The sequence below is a fragment of the Bradyrhizobium sp. YCK136 genome (assembly GCF_044570075.1).
GTDB lineage: Bacteria > Pseudomonadota > Alphaproteobacteria > Rhizobiales > Xanthobacteraceae > Bradyrhizobium > Bradyrhizobium diazoefficiens.
Map to the genome: position 1 here is coordinate 4,983,945 of NZ_CP172424.1, position 14,826 is coordinate 4,998,770.

Annotated in this window: 20 protein-coding genes; 11 read left to right on the forward strand and 9 right to left on the reverse strand. The window is 64.9% G+C overall.

Features of this window, described 5'->3' with window-relative positions; all coding sequences use genetic code 11:
• Positions 1-370: 370 nt before the first annotated feature.
• Positions 371-610 (forward strand): hypothetical protein, encoded by a 240-nt coding sequence (locus ACFLEY_RS24365; RefSeq protein ID WP_060912143.1) that lies wholly within the window; start codon positions 371-373, stop codon positions 608-610.
• A gap of 223 nt (positions 611-833) precedes the next feature.
• Positions 834-1,118, forward strand: coding sequence for a hypothetical protein (locus ACFLEY_RS24370; protein ID WP_028173950.1), 285 nt, complete (start codon positions 834-836; stop codon positions 1,116-1,118).
• Positions 1,119-1,218: 100 nt separating this feature from the next.
• On the opposite strand, the gene ACFLEY_RS24375 is transcribed toward ACFLEY_RS24370, so the two are convergent.
• From ACFLEY_RS24375 to ACFLEY_RS24385, 3 genes are all read right to left on the reverse strand, one after another.
• On the reverse strand, positions 1,219-1,614 hold the full coding sequence (locus ACFLEY_RS24375) for an NUDIX hydrolase (RefSeq protein WP_028173949.1): 396 nt from the start codon (positions 1,612-1,614) through the stop codon (positions 1,219-1,221).
• 145 nt (positions 1,615-1,759) lie between these two features.
• On the reverse strand, positions 1,760-2,851 hold the full coding sequence (locus ACFLEY_RS24380) for an AI-2E family transporter (RefSeq protein ID WP_060912142.1): 1,092 nt from the start codon (positions 2,849-2,851) through the stop codon (positions 1,760-1,762).
• 145 nt (positions 2,852-2,996) lie between these two features.
• A complete protein-coding gene (locus ACFLEY_RS24385; protein WP_249163498.1) occupies positions 2,997-3,719 on the reverse strand; it encodes an outer membrane protein in 723 nt (240 codons plus the stop codon).
• Between the two features lie 255 nt (positions 3,720-3,974).
• On the opposite strand from ACFLEY_RS24385, the gene ACFLEY_RS24390 reads away from it, so the two are divergent.
• Positions 3,975-4,202, forward strand: a complete 228-nt coding sequence (locus tag ACFLEY_RS24390) for a hypothetical protein (RefSeq protein ID WP_060912140.1) — start codon at positions 3,975-3,977, stop codon at positions 4,200-4,202.
• A gap of 94 nt (positions 4,203-4,296) precedes the next feature.
• Here the strand turns inward: ACFLEY_RS24390 and ACFLEY_RS24395 are convergent, their stop codons facing one another.
• Positions 4,297-5,058, reverse strand: a complete 762-nt coding sequence (locus ACFLEY_RS24395; protein WP_211433952.1) for a helix-turn-helix transcriptional regulator — start codon at positions 5,056-5,058, stop codon at positions 4,297-4,299.
• A gap of 98 nt (positions 5,059-5,156) precedes the next feature.
• On the opposite strand from ACFLEY_RS24395, the gene ACFLEY_RS24400 reads away from it, so the two are divergent.
• Positions 5,157-5,726 carry a pyridoxamine 5'-phosphate oxidase family protein gene (locus ACFLEY_RS24400; protein ID WP_028173945.1) on the forward strand — a complete coding sequence of 190 codons (570 nt, stop codon included), beginning with the start codon at positions 5,157-5,159 and terminating at the stop codon, positions 5,724-5,726.
• Between the two features lie 264 nt (positions 5,727-5,990).
• On the forward strand, positions 5,991-8,039 hold the full coding sequence (locus tag ACFLEY_RS24405) for an acetoacetate--CoA ligase (RefSeq protein ID WP_060912138.1): 2,049 nt from the start codon (positions 5,991-5,993) through the stop codon (positions 8,037-8,039).
• 6 nt (positions 8,040-8,045) lie between these two features.
• On the opposite strand, the gene ACFLEY_RS24410 is transcribed toward ACFLEY_RS24405, so the two are convergent.
• Positions 8,046-8,258, reverse strand: a complete 213-nt coding sequence (locus ACFLEY_RS24410) for a hypothetical protein (protein WP_060912137.1) — start codon at positions 8,256-8,258, stop codon at positions 8,046-8,048.
• A 199-nt stretch (positions 8,259-8,457) separates the two neighbouring features.
• On the opposite strand from ACFLEY_RS24410, the gene ACFLEY_RS24415 reads away from it, so the two are divergent.
• The gene (locus ACFLEY_RS24415; RefSeq protein ID WP_028173942.1) at positions 8,458-8,760 is read left to right on the forward strand and encodes a hypothetical protein; all 303 of its coding nucleotides are present in this window, start codon (positions 8,458-8,460) and stop codon (positions 8,758-8,760) included.
• A gap of 5 nt (positions 8,761-8,765) precedes the next feature.
• On the opposite strand, the gene ACFLEY_RS24420 is transcribed toward ACFLEY_RS24415, so the two are convergent.
• Positions 8,766-8,999 (reverse strand): hypothetical protein, encoded by a 234-nt coding sequence (locus ACFLEY_RS24420; protein WP_060913088.1) that lies wholly within the window; start codon positions 8,997-8,999, stop codon positions 8,766-8,768.
• A gap of 333 nt (positions 9,000-9,332) precedes the next feature.
• Entirely contained in the window at positions 9,333-9,617 is a 285-nt protein-coding gene (locus ACFLEY_RS24425) for a hypothetical protein (RefSeq protein ID WP_038967471.1), read from the reverse strand.
• A 190-nt stretch (positions 9,618-9,807) separates the two neighbouring features.
• Here ACFLEY_RS24425 and ACFLEY_RS24430 point away from each other — a divergent pair, with 190 nt between their 5' ends.
• The 3 genes from ACFLEY_RS24430 to ACFLEY_RS24440 all read left to right on the forward strand — a co-directional run bounded on the left by ACFLEY_RS24430 (position 9,808) and on the right by ACFLEY_RS24440 (position 11,407).
• Complete coding sequence (locus ACFLEY_RS24430) at positions 9,808-10,395, forward strand: formyltransferase family protein (protein ID WP_060912136.1); 588 nt, start codon at positions 9,808-9,810, stop codon at positions 10,393-10,395.
• A gap of 171 nt (positions 10,396-10,566) precedes the next feature.
• Positions 10,567-10,917 carry a hypothetical protein gene (locus ACFLEY_RS24435; protein ID WP_038967470.1) on the forward strand — a complete coding sequence of 117 codons (351 nt, stop codon included), beginning with the start codon at positions 10,567-10,569 and terminating at the stop codon, positions 10,915-10,917.
• Positions 10,862-11,407: a hypothetical protein gene (locus ACFLEY_RS24440; protein WP_028173939.1), complete on the forward strand. Its 546-nt coding sequence runs from the start codon at positions 10,862-10,864 to the stop codon at positions 11,405-11,407. Before ACFLEY_RS24435 ends, ACFLEY_RS24440 begins: the two co-directional genes overlap by 56 nt.
• A gap of 52 nt (positions 11,408-11,459) precedes the next feature.
• On the opposite strand, the gene ACFLEY_RS24445 is transcribed toward ACFLEY_RS24440, so the two are convergent.
• Positions 11,460-11,858 (reverse strand): RidA family protein, encoded by a 399-nt coding sequence (locus ACFLEY_RS24445; protein WP_011087447.1) that lies wholly within the window; start codon positions 11,856-11,858, stop codon positions 11,460-11,462.
• A 147-nt stretch (positions 11,859-12,005) separates the two neighbouring features.
• Between ACFLEY_RS24445 and ACFLEY_RS24450 the strand changes: the two genes are divergently transcribed.
• Together ACFLEY_RS24450 and ACFLEY_RS24455 are read left to right on the forward strand one after the other, a co-directional pair.
• Positions 12,006-12,881 (forward strand): DMT family transporter, encoded by an 876-nt coding sequence (locus ACFLEY_RS24450; protein ID WP_211433951.1) that lies wholly within the window; start codon positions 12,006-12,008, stop codon positions 12,879-12,881.
• Between the two features lie 199 nt (positions 12,882-13,080).
• Entirely contained in the window at positions 13,081-14,508 is a 1,428-nt protein-coding gene (locus tag ACFLEY_RS24455) for a caspase family protein (RefSeq protein ID WP_028173937.1), read from the forward strand.
• 76 nt (positions 14,509-14,584) lie between these two features.
• Here the strand turns inward: ACFLEY_RS24455 and ACFLEY_RS24460 are convergent, their stop codons facing one another.
• Entirely contained in the window at positions 14,585-14,824 is a 240-nt protein-coding gene (locus ACFLEY_RS24460) for a BrnA antitoxin family protein (RefSeq protein ID WP_028171896.1), read from the reverse strand.
• Between the last annotated feature and the right edge of the window lie 2 nt (positions 14,825-14,826).

Here is a 14,826-nt window from a genome sequence, read left to right on the forward strand (position 1 = left end):
TCGTGGCAACGTTCGGAGCGCCATTGCGCTCCCGAAATCTTTGGCTGTGGATCGGAACTCGCCGCTTCCGAAGCATTCAACGCGGCGTGGGACCTGCTTCTCTGGATGCACGGGCTGCTGCGATCGAGGACGCGCTGCTCGCATGTCCAGCACGAAAAACCCCAGCGCTTGGACGCTGGGGCGTTTCGTTCAAAATGAAATGGTCAAGCAATACGCTTTCATAGCAGCGAATGTGTCGCGTGCTTGTGAACTGGTTCACACGCGCTGTTGGTTGTTGGCGCGGCCCGATCATGCCGGAACGGGGTACCGCACCTCCGGTTTGAGCCTGCGCGCGCCGCGGGCTAGGATGCCTTCTTTTACGGAGGCTCATTTGAAACCATTCATTTTCATCGCCGCCATTGCACTCCTTGCGGCGTCCCCCGCCCGCTCGCAGCCGCTGGTCGATCCCAACAAGGTTGCTCCCGAATTCCGCGAGGCGGCCGAGAAGCGCCGGGCCGAGCAGTTGCGGCAGCGTGAATGCGCGCTGAAGGCCGATCTCGACAAGGTGCTGCCCAGGGATCGCACCGCGTATCTGAACCATTGCCTCGACATGCTCGCAGCCAGGCAATAGCGGCTGGTCGGGCAGCTCAAACGACCTGAGCCTGTTGACGACCTCTGCCTGCCGCCAGTCGCGGCGGGCCGATGACGCCCGGCCGCATCTTGCGAGCATCGCCGTCGTGCGCACGACATCGGCTGCGACAAGACCTCCGGTGAATTCACCAAGGCCTTCAGGCTTTCTTCAGACATTTGGGATCACCTGACGATCCATTCCCATCGGTCATTGTCGGTCGCGCATGAGTTTCGTCCAGATTCAGTGCACGCGCTGCAAGTCCGTGTTCCGCGATCGCGCCGGGCGGTTGCAGGACGGCTATTCCAGGCAATGTCCGAGTTGCGAGGTGGTGCTGTTTTTCGCCGAGGATTCGCAGCACCCCTTCGTCAAGCGCGCGATGCGCAACGCGCGCAAGGCGCGCAAGGAACAGCGCGAGGCCGAGGCGGCAAGGCGCGTCGCGCCGGAGCCGCGCGCGGCGCGCTCGCGGTCATTCGCCGGGCGGGACCGATCGGTGGATCGGGAAGACTAGAGCCGTTGTCCGTTCCGATAGAATCGGAACGGGGCCCTGGATTCCTATTTTGACGCGTTGTCTTGACGCCAACCGGTATCCACTTCGCGAGAACGCGAACTCAGCCGCGCCGCCGCGGCTTCCTCGGAAACAGGCGGTCGCGGATATAGCGCGAGGTCGGGGTCAGGCGGATGCCGCGCGGCTTCTGCCAGGCGGCGCGGTCGATCTCCTTCTTGTCGCCGATCGCGAGCCTGCCCTTGGCGCCCTTGGCGATGAAGATCGCATCGCTCATCTTGCGACCGGAGCGCTTGTTCCTGGCCTTCACTTCCTTCCAGAGGCTGATCCGGCCGAGCTTCAGCTTGGGCAGCTCCTCCTTGATCTCGCGCCGCAGGCAGTCCTTCTCGGACTCGCGCGCGCGCTTGCGGCCGCCCGGGAACATCCACAGGCCGTCCGACCGGCGTCTGACCAACAATACCTTGCCGCGCTTGGCGGCAACCAGCTTGGAAGACTTCGCCATTGCTGCCGTAATCGAAAATAGAATCGTCCCAATCGTAACTTGTCTAGTCGGATAGACAAGTTCGGGACGCGCCTTGATCACAGGCCGCGGGCCTTCGGGCCAGCTGCGACACGGCGTTCAGATCGCGCCGTTCGAGGACGCAAGATCAGCCTTCGCTCGCCTTCGCGCCCGCCCGGTCCTCCGTCCTGATCCAGGCCATCATCATCTCCCAGGCCACCGACAGGATGATCGGCCCGATGAACAGGCCGACGATGCCATGGGCGAGCGTGCCGCCGATCACGCCGACGAAGATCACGATGGTCGGCGTGGTCAGGCCGCGCCCCATCACGAGCGGCTTCAGCATGGTGTCGATGAAACCGACCAGGACGAGAAACACCGTGAGCAGCAGCGCCGTGGTGACGTCCTTGGCGGTCCAGATCCAGATGATCACCGGCAGCAGCACGAGGAAGGCGCCGATCTGCACGATCGAGAGCAGCAGCACGATGAAGGCGAGAAGGCCGGCGCTCGGAACGGCTGCGAGCTTGAAGCCGATGCCGGCGAGCAGTGCCTGCACGATCGCGACGCCGATCACCCCTTGCGCCACGGCGCGGATGGTCGCGCCGGCGAGCCCCAGGAAATGCTCGCTCTGCTCGGGCACGATGCGAAACAGGAAGCCGCGGCTGGCCGCAACCAACCGCGGCCCATGCGGGAACAGGAAGCCGGCGACGAACACCGAGACCAGAAACTGGAGCGTGCCGACGCCGGCATCGCCCGCGAACGACAGCAGCGGTCCTGCCAGCGGCTGGAGATAGGGCGCCACTTCGCGCAGCACCGCGCGGATGTTGGTGTAGGCCTGGTCCCAGAGGTCGTAGAGCCACGGGCCGACGAGCGGCCACGACTTGAGCTGCTCCGGCGCCGACTGGAGCGCGAGATCGCCGGTGCCGAGCTGGTGCGCCAGCTCGCGCACGCCGTCCACCGCGCTGATACCGAGCCAGGTTGCAGGGCCGATGACGATGCCGAGCGTGATCAAGGTGAGGATCGCCGCGGCGGTCTTGGGCCGACCGCCGAGGATCTTGGCGACCCAGCTGAAGGCCGGATAGAACGCGACCGCGAGCACGCCGCTCCAGGCCAGGATCGGCACGAACGGGCGGATGATCAGGAAGGTCCAGATGATCAGCAGGGCGAGCAGGCCGAGCCGGATCACGAGCTGGATGATGTCCTCTCCCGTCAGGAGCTGACGGAGGCTTTTCACGGGCACGACTTTCTTTGCGGCATCGACGCTGGTTCCGGCACATGCACGGGCAAGCCGTTATTGCCAGCCCCGCATCCGGCGTCAAGACGAGGCGGGCTCCCGCTCCGGCTTGACCGGACCGAGGGCTGATCCTGCGGCAACGCCTGCGCGGCTAGAAGTGGTAGTTCACGCCGACCGTTCCGGTCTGGATGTTCAGCTTCACATTGGCCGGCGTGGCCGCCAGGTTGCCTGATGTCACCGGCTGCTCGGTGATCGCGGCGAAGCCCATGTAGTTGTACTCGGCCCTCACCGACCAGTTCGGCATGAACATCCATTCGACGCCGCCGCCGGCGAGCCAGCCGGTGCGGTTGAAGCTGCCCGAGGCAGAACCGGCGAGCGCGCCGGCAAGGCCATTATTGGCATTGTACTTGTCGCGGGTGAAGGCCGCACCGCCCTTGGCGTAGAGCAGCACGCGGTCGAAGGCGACGCCGAACCGGCCGGCGACCGTGGCGATGTAGTCGTTCTTGAGCGACAAGGTGAAGCCGGCGCCGCTGCCGAACGGACCGCCGGCGTTCAGCGCGACGCTGGACCAGGCGCCGGTGCCCTCGAGGCCCACCACGACATTGCCGATCTGGTAGTTGCCGCCGATCTGGCCGCCGACGATGCCGCCGCTGGCGGTGACGGAGGTCCAGACCGCGGTCGGATCGGTCGGGTCGATGCCTGTCCACTTGCTCCAGGCGCCGCCGCCGTGGGCGCCGATATAGAAGCCGGTCCAGGTGAAGATCGCAGCCCGCACCGGCGCCTTCACCGGCGCAGGCGCGATGATATCCGCAGCGAATGCCGGCGTTGCCAGCGACAGCAGCGCGGCCGTCAAAACGAGCTTTGTCCCCATCATCTCACCCCCGCTTGCGCGCCTCCCGACCGAGGCGACGGGGTGAAATCTAGCTGCCGGACCAGGCGCGCGCTTGGACCTGTCGGCGGCGCGATTTGGACTGACCGGCGCTCCGAACACCCGGAACATCCTGCACTGGCTCGGAGCGGAGCCCGGTTTGGCTAACGGCGATTAACCGGATTTCGTTGCCCCAGTTTACGCCGATGCAAAGACCCGCTCCTACCGTGCACCGAGGTCCCAAGAAAACATTCCGTGCAAATGGCCAACAGCATCTGGACGATCGAAGAATTCACCTGCACCGGTTGGAGCATGAACTACACCGCGACCAGGGAAGAGCACAGCGAAGCGCATTCCGGCAGCTTCAAATGCAAAATCTGCAGCGGCGTGGTGCACGCATGGTCCGGCAAGCATCACTTCTTCGGCTGGCAAGCCGTGAAGACGAAGCCGCCGGTATTCGGCCGGCGCTGGGCGGGCGTGGGTTGGTAGAGGGACGCCGACGAGCGAGCGGGCCGCGCGGCGGGTTTGGCCGCGATACCGGTCATCGATTGCGTATGGTTGGCGCAGAGAGAAGCATCGTCAGTCAATAGTCGGGCCAGCCCGCGAGAGACAGCGACACCTGCTGATAGTGCAGCAGTCCCATGATCGGATGATCGAACGCACGTTCGCCCCCTTCGCGTGCCAAAACCCCCTGCGTCTGCCAGCAGCGCTCGAAGTCGGAGCTTCCAATTCTCAGTTCGTCTACGAGGCGGCGAATATCCGGATCGTCGGCGTAGCCTGTCACCGCGGCGCGGAACTCTGCGACGACGCGATGCGCACGGGACGTCCAGTCCAGGATCAGAGTTCGCGCCTCAGGCCTGAGGAAGATGTAGCGCAGGAGGTTTTTTTCGCCGTCAGCATCGAGCCATCCTGCAAACAGTCGGGACGCTTTCGCGTTCCAACGACGCGCGCTCCATGTGCGATCGAGGATGTAGGCGGGACCATCGATCGCATCGACGCAGGCCAGCACCCCCTCAGGTGGATCATCCCTTTTGCCCGGCCGTTCGGGATCGCGCTTGCCCGCGAGCTCAAACAGATAGCCGCGCTCGGCTCGTGACAGGCGCAATCCGCGTGCGAGGCGCGCAAGTGTCGAAGCAGAGACGGACACATCGCGCCCCTGCTCGATCCATGTGTACCAGGTGGCGCTCAATCCGCAGAGCTGAGCGACCTCCTCGCGCCGGAGGCCGGGCGTGCGCCGTCGTGGTCCGGCGGCGAGACCGAATTCCGCCGGAGACTGGCGCTCCCGGAGCGCCCGCAAGAACGCGCTGAGCGAGAGTGCCGGAGCAATCGGATCCTGTCCTTTCATGGTGGTCTTTATACCAGGATAACGTGTATCCTTAAACCGGTACATTTGACGTGTTAGTTTCGGCCTCGGCTTCGTCGCTACGCAAAGGACGGACGGGAATGGGCAAGCAATTCGCAAGGATCGAGCCAGAGCACAGGGCTTTCATCGAGCGGCAGAAGATCTTCTTCGTCGCCAGCGCCCCGCCGAAGGGACGCATCAACGTCTCGCCCAAGGGCCTGTCCTCATTCCGGGTGCTCGGAGAAACTGACGTCGCCTACCTCGATTGCACTGGCAGCGGCAGCGAGACCCGCGCGCACCTGGTCGCCTCGAACGACAAGCGGCTGACCATCATGTTTTGCGCCTTCGATGGCGATCCGATGATCCTGCGGCTCTATGGTCAGGGTCGATCGCTGATGCGCGGCACGCCGGAGTACGCCGATCTCGTTCCGAAGTTCGAGGAAGTTGCAGGCGCCCGCCAAATCGTACGCCTCTCGATTGACCTCGTGCAGACGTCGTGCGGTCTGGGCGTGCCGCTGTTCGACTACAAGCAAGAGCGTGGCAACCTCGTGCGCTACTGGACGGCGCAGGGCGTCAACAATCTGCGAAAATACTGGGGCCTGAAGAACATGAAGAGCATCGACGGCCTGCCGACCGACTTTGCCCCCGACAGCATGGCTCCGCCACGCTGACAGACCAAGATTGCGTTCCCCCACACCTCCGTCATTGCGAGCGCAGCGAAGCAATCCAGAATCTTTCCGCGCGTGACTGCCTGGATTGTTTCGCTGCGCTCGCAATGACGAATCTGTTGAAGCGACGGTTGCGATCTCTGCCACGTCGCGCTGGCGAAGGCCGGCCCCCGTTAGCCCGGTCAAAGCCGCCTTCTAGTACCGCGGCTTCTGCTAAGCTGCGAGACGGCTTAAACTCCCCTTCCCCGCAACTGAAGCCGACACGCAATGACCGCACCTTTCGTTCCCCAGATCGCCCTCTATCGCAACTGGCTCGCCGAGCAGCGTGGCCTCACCTTCGGCAGCTACGAAGACATGCGGCAATGGTCGGTGCGCGATCTCGACGGCTTCTGGCGCAGCATCTGGGACTATTATGATCTGCAATCGCCGACGCCGTTCGCTGCCGTGATCACCGAGCGCAAGATGCCCGGCGCGGTCTGGTTTCCCGGCGCGCAGGTGAACTACGCGCGTCAGGTATTCCGGCATGTCGAAGCCGCCGACGCCGCCGGCCTGCCCGCGATCGTCAGCGGCGGCGAGGATGGCAGGCTGAGGGAAACGAGCTGGCCGGAGCTGCGGCGCAAGGCGGCCGCGCTCTCGCTGCATCTGAAGGATAACGGTATCAAGCCCGGCGACCGCGTCGCGGCCTATCTGCCCAACATTCCCGAGACCATCATCGCGTTCCTCGCGACCGCCAGCATCGGCGCGGTCTGGAGCGTCTGCGCACCCGATATGGCCGCGCCCGCCGTGATCGACCGCTTCAAGCAGATCGAACCTAAAGTGCTGATCGCCTGCGACGCCGTCACCTATGCCGGCCGGCGGCACGACCGGCGCGACGTCGTCGCCGAACTGCGGCGATCGCTGCCCACGGTCGCGCATGTCATCCTGCACAGCGAGGCCGGTGCGCCTGCCGCGCCGGATGCCCTGCTCTCCGATATTGTCGCCGGGACAAGCGCCGCGATTGACGCGTTCGAGCCGGCCTGGCTGCCGTTCGATCATCCGCTCTGGATCGTCTATTCCAGCGGCACCACCGGCCTGCCCAAGCCGATCGTGCACGGCCATGGCGGCATCGTCATCGTGGTGCTGGCGCTGCTCGGCCTGCACAACGACATCGGCTGCTCCTATCACCAAAACTCTTTCGGCGAGCGCTATCACTGGTACTCTTCGACCGGCTGGATCATGTGGAATTCGCAAGTCGGCGGCCTGCTCGGCGGCACCACCTGCTGCATCTTCGACGGCAGCCCCGGCGGCGCCAAGGACAAGCCGGACTGGACCACGCTATGGCGCTTCGTGGCGCAATCGAAAGCGACCTTCTTCGGCGCGGGCGCGGCGTTCTTCGCCAACTGCGCCAAGGCCGAAATCGATCTTGCCGCCGCGGGCGATCTGTCGCGGCTGCGCTGCCTCGGCTCGACCGGATCGCCGCTCAGCGCCGACACGCAAGCCTGGTTCAACGACCGCTTCGCCGCACTGTCGAAGACCAATGGCAGCAAGGCGCAGGCCGACATCTGGTGGGCGAACATTTCCGGCGGCACCGATTTCGCCGGTGCCTTCATCGGCGGCAACCGCCAATTGCCACAAACGCCCGGCGCGATGCAGTGTCGCCTGCTCGGCGCCGCCGTCGAAGCCTTCAGCGAACAGGGCCGCGCCGTCACGGACGAGGTCGGCGAGCTCGTCTGCACCGAGCCGATGCCGTCGATGCCGCTCTACTTCTGGAACGACAAGGACGGCGTGCGTTACCGCTCCAGCTATTTCGAGACCTATCCGGACAATTTCGACGGCAGCGGCCGCGGCCCCGTGTGGCGGCACGGCGACTGGCTCAAGGTCAATCCGGACGGCTCCTGCATCATCTACGGCCGCAGCGATGCCACCATCAACCGGCACGGCCTGCGCATGGGCACGAGCGAACTCTATTCCGCGATCGAAACCTTGCCGGAGGTGCTGGACTCCCTCGTCGTCGACCTCGAATATCTCGGGCGCGACAGCTACATGCCGCTGTTCGTGGTGCTTCGCGAAGGCGTCGCGCTCGACGCCGCGATGCAGGAGAAGATCAACAAGGCGATCGAGGCCGGTCTCTCCCGGCGCTTCCTGCCGAACGAGATCTTCGCCGTCGCCGAGATCCCACGCACGCTGTCGGGCAAGAAGCAGGAGCTGCCGATCAAGAAGCTGCTGCTCGGCCAGCCCGTCGAGAAGGTCATCAACAAGGAGGCGATGGCCAATCCCGGCTGCCTCGACTGGTATCTCGCCTTCGCGCGCGACTATCTGGCGCGACGCGCTGCGTAGCTGCGATCAGCCTCCGCCGAAATTGGAGGGATCGAGATTCCTGTTCTCCGACGGCGGGATCGGCGGCCACCCGGGAAATTTGTACCAGCCGGGCGGCACCGGCGCGTCCTCGGCCGGACGGACGACCACGGGGTGGTGCGGGCGGGCGTGGCGCGCCGGCGCGGCGGCGGCAGCCGCACATGCCGACATCAAGAGGATCACAACCGGGATAAACCGCATCGCATGGGCTCCAAACGTCCACCCGGGCTGACATGTGGTGCGGGAACCATGCTGTGCCCACGCATAAGCGACGTCACGACCGGTCACAACGGCGGCACCGCGACATGCGGACGATCGGCCCAATTGCGCCGATGCCGTTTGCACTCCGTTCACCGATCGCCGCTAGATCAGGACGAATCCACAGCGACGAACCGCGGAAATGGCCGACCTCAACGCCGTCCTCACCAGGCTCAACGATCGTCTGCTCCGCCTCGAGGGTGAGCTGTTCGTGCTGCGCTCGCTGGCGCGCGCAACCCTGACGGCCGGCGACGATCATGCGGCGCGGATGCGCAAGCTGGTCGAGGCGGCCAAGGTCGCGCTCGACGACGAGGCGAAGCGGGAGCTCGACAAGCCGACGCGAAAATATGTCGATGCGGCCACCGCACTCGTGGAGGAATTGCTGGCGGAGCCGACCCCGGCGCGGCCATTGTTCACCGTCATCGACGGCGGCCGGCGCGACTGAGCGCGTCAGATCAAACCTGTCGTATCGGCATCGTTGGAGCCAGCCTTCAGCCGGCTGAGACCTGCCTCGATGATCGCGATCTCCTCGTCGATCTGACCGATCGGCAGGCTGAAATCATAGCCCGACCTGCTCTTCAGATCGACCGCGAGGCGCTGCCTGTGCATCATCAGCTCGTCGAGGCCGCGCCTGTTCTTCAGTCGGACATAGATGTCGACGATCTGCTCAATCGCGCTCGGCATGAAATCGGTCCCGGCGAAAAAGCCCGCGCGGCGCACCCACGCCGGCGGGACATTTTCGGTGTCGCGGTACGCATTACAAATCCGCGACGGATTCGTCGATACGCCAGGCAGGTTGAGAACGCGTTACCGTCAGATGATTTTGCGACGCGCGGCATGAAAAGGCCGCTGGCGATCAGGCCAGCGGCCAAAGCCGGGTTCGAAAATGGATCCGGATCAAATGTCGCCAGCCCCGGTATCGCCATTCTAACCGCGGGATGGATTCCTTCTGTTCGAAATGAAACACAGGAACCGTCACATCATCATTTGCCGCTCGACCGTGGCCGTGCGGCAACGCTAGTCGGTGACGCAGAAGTACGTCCGCGGCAGTCGGCGATAGGCGCTGTAGCGATAATGCGGCCGGTAGGCGTAGCCGCGATAGAGCGCCGGCGGCTCCTCGCCGTAATAGGCGCCATCATAGAAATTATAGACCGGTCCCCCCGCGCAACGATAAGCGTCCCAGGTCGGCCCGATGAACGGCGCGACGCCGATCTCGGGCGGGACCGCCGGGTACGGCCCGCCGGCATGGCCCGGGGTGGCCGCAATCAGTGTCGCAAGAACGATGAACCAGGCGCTGCGCATGCGCTCGCTCCGAGCCGGTGCAATGGCGCGCATGCAAGCACCGGAACGGTCGGCCGCGCAATCGCGGAATTCACCGTCTCCTGCGCCCGGCGCATTGTTGATAACCGGCAGAAACGGCCCGCAGATGGTGACACGGCGCCCGGACGTGTTATCGGGGGTATGACGCAGTTGCGAGACGGATCGGACACACATGCGCATTACCCTCGTCGGCTCCCGCCATTTCGGCGTGACCACCCTGAACATGCTCCGGGAGCACAGCGTGTCGATCGCGCGGGTCGTGGTGGCCGATGCCGAGGACCGCCTTGCTGCGACCGCCAGGGCGGCCGGCATCGAGGTGGTGGTGCAGGCCAATCCGAAGCTGGTGGTTGCCTCCGAGATCGCGCCCGACACCGATTTGATCATCACCGCGCACAGCCATGCCCGGATCGGAAAGGACGCGCTCGCCGCGGCCCGGTTCGGCGGGATCGGCTATCACCCCTCGCTGCTGCCGCGCCACCGCGGCAAGGCCGCCGTGGAATGGACCATCAAGGAAGGCGATCCGATCGCCGGCGGCACGATCTATCATCTCGCCGACCGTATGGATGCCGGCGCCATCGCCGCGCAGGACTGGTGCTTCGTCAAGAAGGGCGAGGCCGCCCGCGAACTCTGGGAGCGCGCGCTCGCCCCGCTCGGGCTCAAATTGCTGGCCGACGTGATCGATTACGTCAAAGTCCACAAGGCACTGCCGGCCAAGGTTCAGGACGAGCAGTTCGCGACTTCCGCGCCGAGTCTGTCCTGACGTTTACCCTTAACGTGAAGCCGCATTGATTCTGCTTGAAAAATCGGAGCCAAAAACACAATAAACCATTGTTTCCACAGGAACAATTTTCGATTTGGCATTGCAACAAATTTCCGTCACATTTCGTCCGAATAAGCGTCAGGATATCAGACACATTCAAGGACGGAATTCATGCGTTTTGGTCGCATCGCGGCGTTCTGTGCCGCTTCAGTTTTCGCCGGCACCCTCGCCGCCACCGCCTTCGCCCAGACCCCCTATGACGGCAACTGGCAGGTCACCATCGTGACCAAGTCCGGTTCCTGCGAGCCGACCGCAAGCTCCATGCTGACAGTCGCCGACGGCAAGATCACCGCGCCCGGCGCTAACGTTTCCGGCACCATCGGCAGCGGGGGACTTGTGAAAGTTTCGATCAATGGTGCATATGCCAACGGTCAACTCAGCGGCAACGCCGGATCGGGGAAGTGGAATGGAGCATCTGCAGGCATACCGTGCAGCGGGCGGTGGGAAGCATCGCGCCAATAAACCAATCGAGACTCGCGCCGGAGGCCGGCGGCTGCTGATCGCGGCCGCCGTTTTGCTTGCGGCAGCGTTCGCGAACACTGAAAGCAAGGCCCAGTCCGGCCCGTTTGCCCCGCTCGCGGGCAGCTGGAGCGGCGGCGGGATCGTCACCCTGGATGACGGCTCCACCGAACGCATCCGTTGCCGGGCCAAATATGCTCCGATCGGGCCCACCATGGAGATGTCGCTGACCTGTGCCAGCGACGCCTACAAGTTCAACCTCGCCGCCAACGTCCGGTCCGAAGGCAGCGCCATTACCGGCGGTTGGAGCGAGGCCAGCCGTAACATCAGCGGCTCGCTCCAGGGCCGCGGTGGCGGTGGAAGTTTCGAGGTGGTCGCCAGCGCCGCTGGTTTCAACGCAAACATCTCGCTGCGGACCTCCGGCAACAAGCAGACGGTCACGATGCGCGCGGACAGCCAGTTCCGCGGCGCCAACATCTCGATGTCGCGCTAAGCCAGTACGACGACACGACAATCGATCCGGCGCGCGCGCCGGATCGATTTTTTTATGCGCTGGGAACGAACGCCGTCACCTCGATCTCGACCTTGGCCCGGTCGTCGACGAGGCCTCCGATGTAGAGCAGCGTCGAAGGCGGGAAATTGCGGCCCAGCGTCTCCTTCCAGGCCGCGCCGATGCCGGCGCCTGCGGCCTCATATTCGCTGCGGCTGGTCAGGTACCAGGTTAGGCGGACGATGTGCTCGGGGCCGGCGCCGGCCTCGCCCAGCAGCTTGATGATCCGCTTCAGCGCGGTTGCGACCTGGCCCGCCATGTCAGGGGCGTATTCGCCCGCCTCGTCGCCGCCGGTCTGCCCGGCAAGCACCACCCAGCGGCCCGGCCCCTCGACCACGACGCCATGGGAAAAGCCGCGCGGTTTCTTCCACTCGGCCGGCTGCAGGATACGCATGAGCTGTTTCTCCCATTTCGCTCGTTGGCCTTCCCTTAGCACGCACCCGTGCATCGCTGCATCCGCAGTTTTGGCCGTTGCAAACCGTATTGATGTCGCGGATACCAGCCTGCCCTCCAACGCCCTTTCCTTCCGCATCGCGCGCCAATGACCACTCCTCCGTCCAAAACGATGGCTGCATTGTGGATGGCCGGGTGGCTGTCGCTGACCCTGGTGATGGCGGTCGCGGGACGCGAGGCCGTGCGCGAGATGAACGTCTTCCAGGTGATGGAGGTTCGCTCGCTGCTCGGCCTCTGCATGCTGTATCCGATGATCCGGCGCGCCGGCGGATTCGGGACGCTGAGGACGAGGCGCCTGCCGCAGCACATCGCGCGCAATCTGATCCACTACGTCTCGCAGCTCGGCTGGTTCTTCGCGCTGACGCTGATTCCGATCGGCCAGGTGGTGGCAATCGAGTTCACGATGCCGATCTGGACGGCGATCCTCGCCGCGAGCTTTCTGTCGGAGCGCATGACCTCGTGGAAGATCGCTGCGATCGTGCTCGGCCTCGTCGGCGTGATCGTCATCGTGCGGCCCGCGACCGGCGAGATCAATCAGGGCCAGTTGATCGCGCTCGGCGCCGCGGTCGGGTTCGGCGTGTCCATGGCGTTGGTGAAATCGCTCACCCGGACCGAGAGCGCGCTGGCGGTCCTGTTCTGGATGCTGGTCGTGCAGTCGGTCGCAGGCTTCCTGCCGGCGCTCTATGTCTGGGCCTCGCCGCCGACTTATGTCTGGGGTTGGGTGGCGGTGATCTCGGTCTGCGGCACGTTCGCGCATTATTGCCTCGCCAGCGCCATGCGCTACGCGGACGCGACGGTGGTGGTTCCGATGGACTTCGTGCGGGTTCCTCTCACCGCGACGGCCGGCTGGCTGCTGTATTCAGAACGGCTTGACGGCTGGACCGTGCTCGGGGCGGCGCTGATCCTGTTCGGCAACCTCCTGAATCTGAAGCCGGCGGCCCCGATTCCGGCCCGCGCGCAGTGAACCGGCGCGCGGCCTCGCGCGACAAAAACAAAGTGGTCGAACGTGATCTGGATCACGTTGGAAGGGGCATTCCATCGTGCACATTCGGCCGCGAAGCAGTGGGTTGGGCGAACCGTCGTTTCGAGCGCGAAGCCGGGCGTTTTCGTGTAGGTTCGTCGCCAATTTGTTGCTGCCTGCAATTCGATTCTGGGGATTTCAGATGCGCTATCTCACCCTCATCGCCTCGCTGATGTGCATGGCACTGTCGGTCAGTGCCGCGAAGGCGGACCGCCGTGTTGCTTTCGTCGTCGGCAACGGTTCCTACAAGAACGTCGCGCAATTGCCGAACCCGCCGATCGACGCCAAGGCGATGGCGGCGACGCTGCGCAATGTCGGCTTCGACGTGATCGAAGGGTCCAATCTCAGCCGCGACCAGATGACGGAAAAGCTGCTCGACTTCGGCCGCAAGGCGCAGGGCTCCGACATCGCATTGTTCTACTATGCCGGTCACGGCATCGCCGTCGGCGGCACCAACTACCTGCTGCCGGTTGACGCCGACATCAAGTCGGAGATGGATGTCAAGCTGGGCGCTGCCATCAACATCGACCTGACACTCGAGCAGACCATGGGCGATGCCAAGGTCAAGCTCGTCTTCCTCGATGCCTGCCGCGACAATCCGTTCGCCGCCAAGATCAAGTCGAACTCCGCGACCCGCAGCGTCAACGTGCAGAGCGGCCTTGCCGAGATGAAGTCCGGCGAAGGCACGCTGATCGCGTTCGCAACCGGCCCCGGCCAGACCGCGCTCGACGGCCAGGAGGGCAACAACAGCCCGTTCACCCGCGCGCTGATCGACAACATCACCAAGCCCGGCATCGAGATCCAGCAGGCGATGACGTCGGTGCGCGCCCAGGTCAACGAAGAGACCCACAAGGGCCAGCTTCCCTGGGGCCACACCAACCTGATCGGCGCCGTCTATCTCAACCAGGCCCCGACCACCCAGGTTGCCAACGCGGCGCCGACGGCGGCTGGCAGCGTGCCGGCGGCGACTGGCGGCTCGGACGGCGTCGAACTCGAATACTGGCGCTCGGTGAAGGAGTCCAACAAGCCGGAAGAGCTCAACGCCTACCTCTCGGCCTATCCGAACGGCCAGTTCAAGGCCCTGGCGCTGGCGCGGCTTGCCGCGATCAAGAGCGGCCCCTCGACCGCGACGCGCACCCTCAACGCCGGCGTCGATCCTGCGACCTTCACCGATGAGGCCACTCAGATTACCGAGGACCAGATCGGCCTCGACAAGAACCAGCGCCGCGACGTGCAGCGTCGCCTCACCGGCCTCGGCTTCGACACCAAGCAGACTGGCGTGTTCAGCGACGAGACCCGGACCGTGCTCAAGCGCTGGCAGGCCGCGCGCGGCTATCCTTCGTCAGGTTACCTCAACAAGCTCCAGCACAAGGCGCTGCTCTCGGAGGTCGTGGCCGCTCCGCCGACTGCGAGCGACAACAGCCAGAAGGCGGCCCGGCGCGCCAGCGCCCCCGCGGCCAGCAGCGCACCGGCGCCGGCTCCCCAACGCAGCAACCCCGGCGATGCGGCCGGCGCGGCCTTCGTCGGCGGCGTCGTCGGCGGCATGATGGGCGGCATGTTCCGCCGCTGAGGCCAGATCAAACCCCAAATACAAAAGCCCGGCTCGCGCCGGGCTTTTTCGTTGGGCGACCTGGAAAGACTACGCGCTACTTCCCCGTCGCCTTCCGCAGCGCCTCGTTGATGCGATCCTGCCAGCCGGGACCGCCCTCCTGGAAGAACTCCAGCACGTCCTGGTCGATGCGCAGCGTAACCTGCTCCTTGATCCCAGGCGCCACGTTCTGCTTCGGCGGCGCCGCGGCGACCTTGGCCGTCACCTTCTTGAACGCCGCCTCGGCCTCGGTCCTGGCATCGCCAAGCGTGCGCGGCCGCCTCGGTAGATCCGCCATGT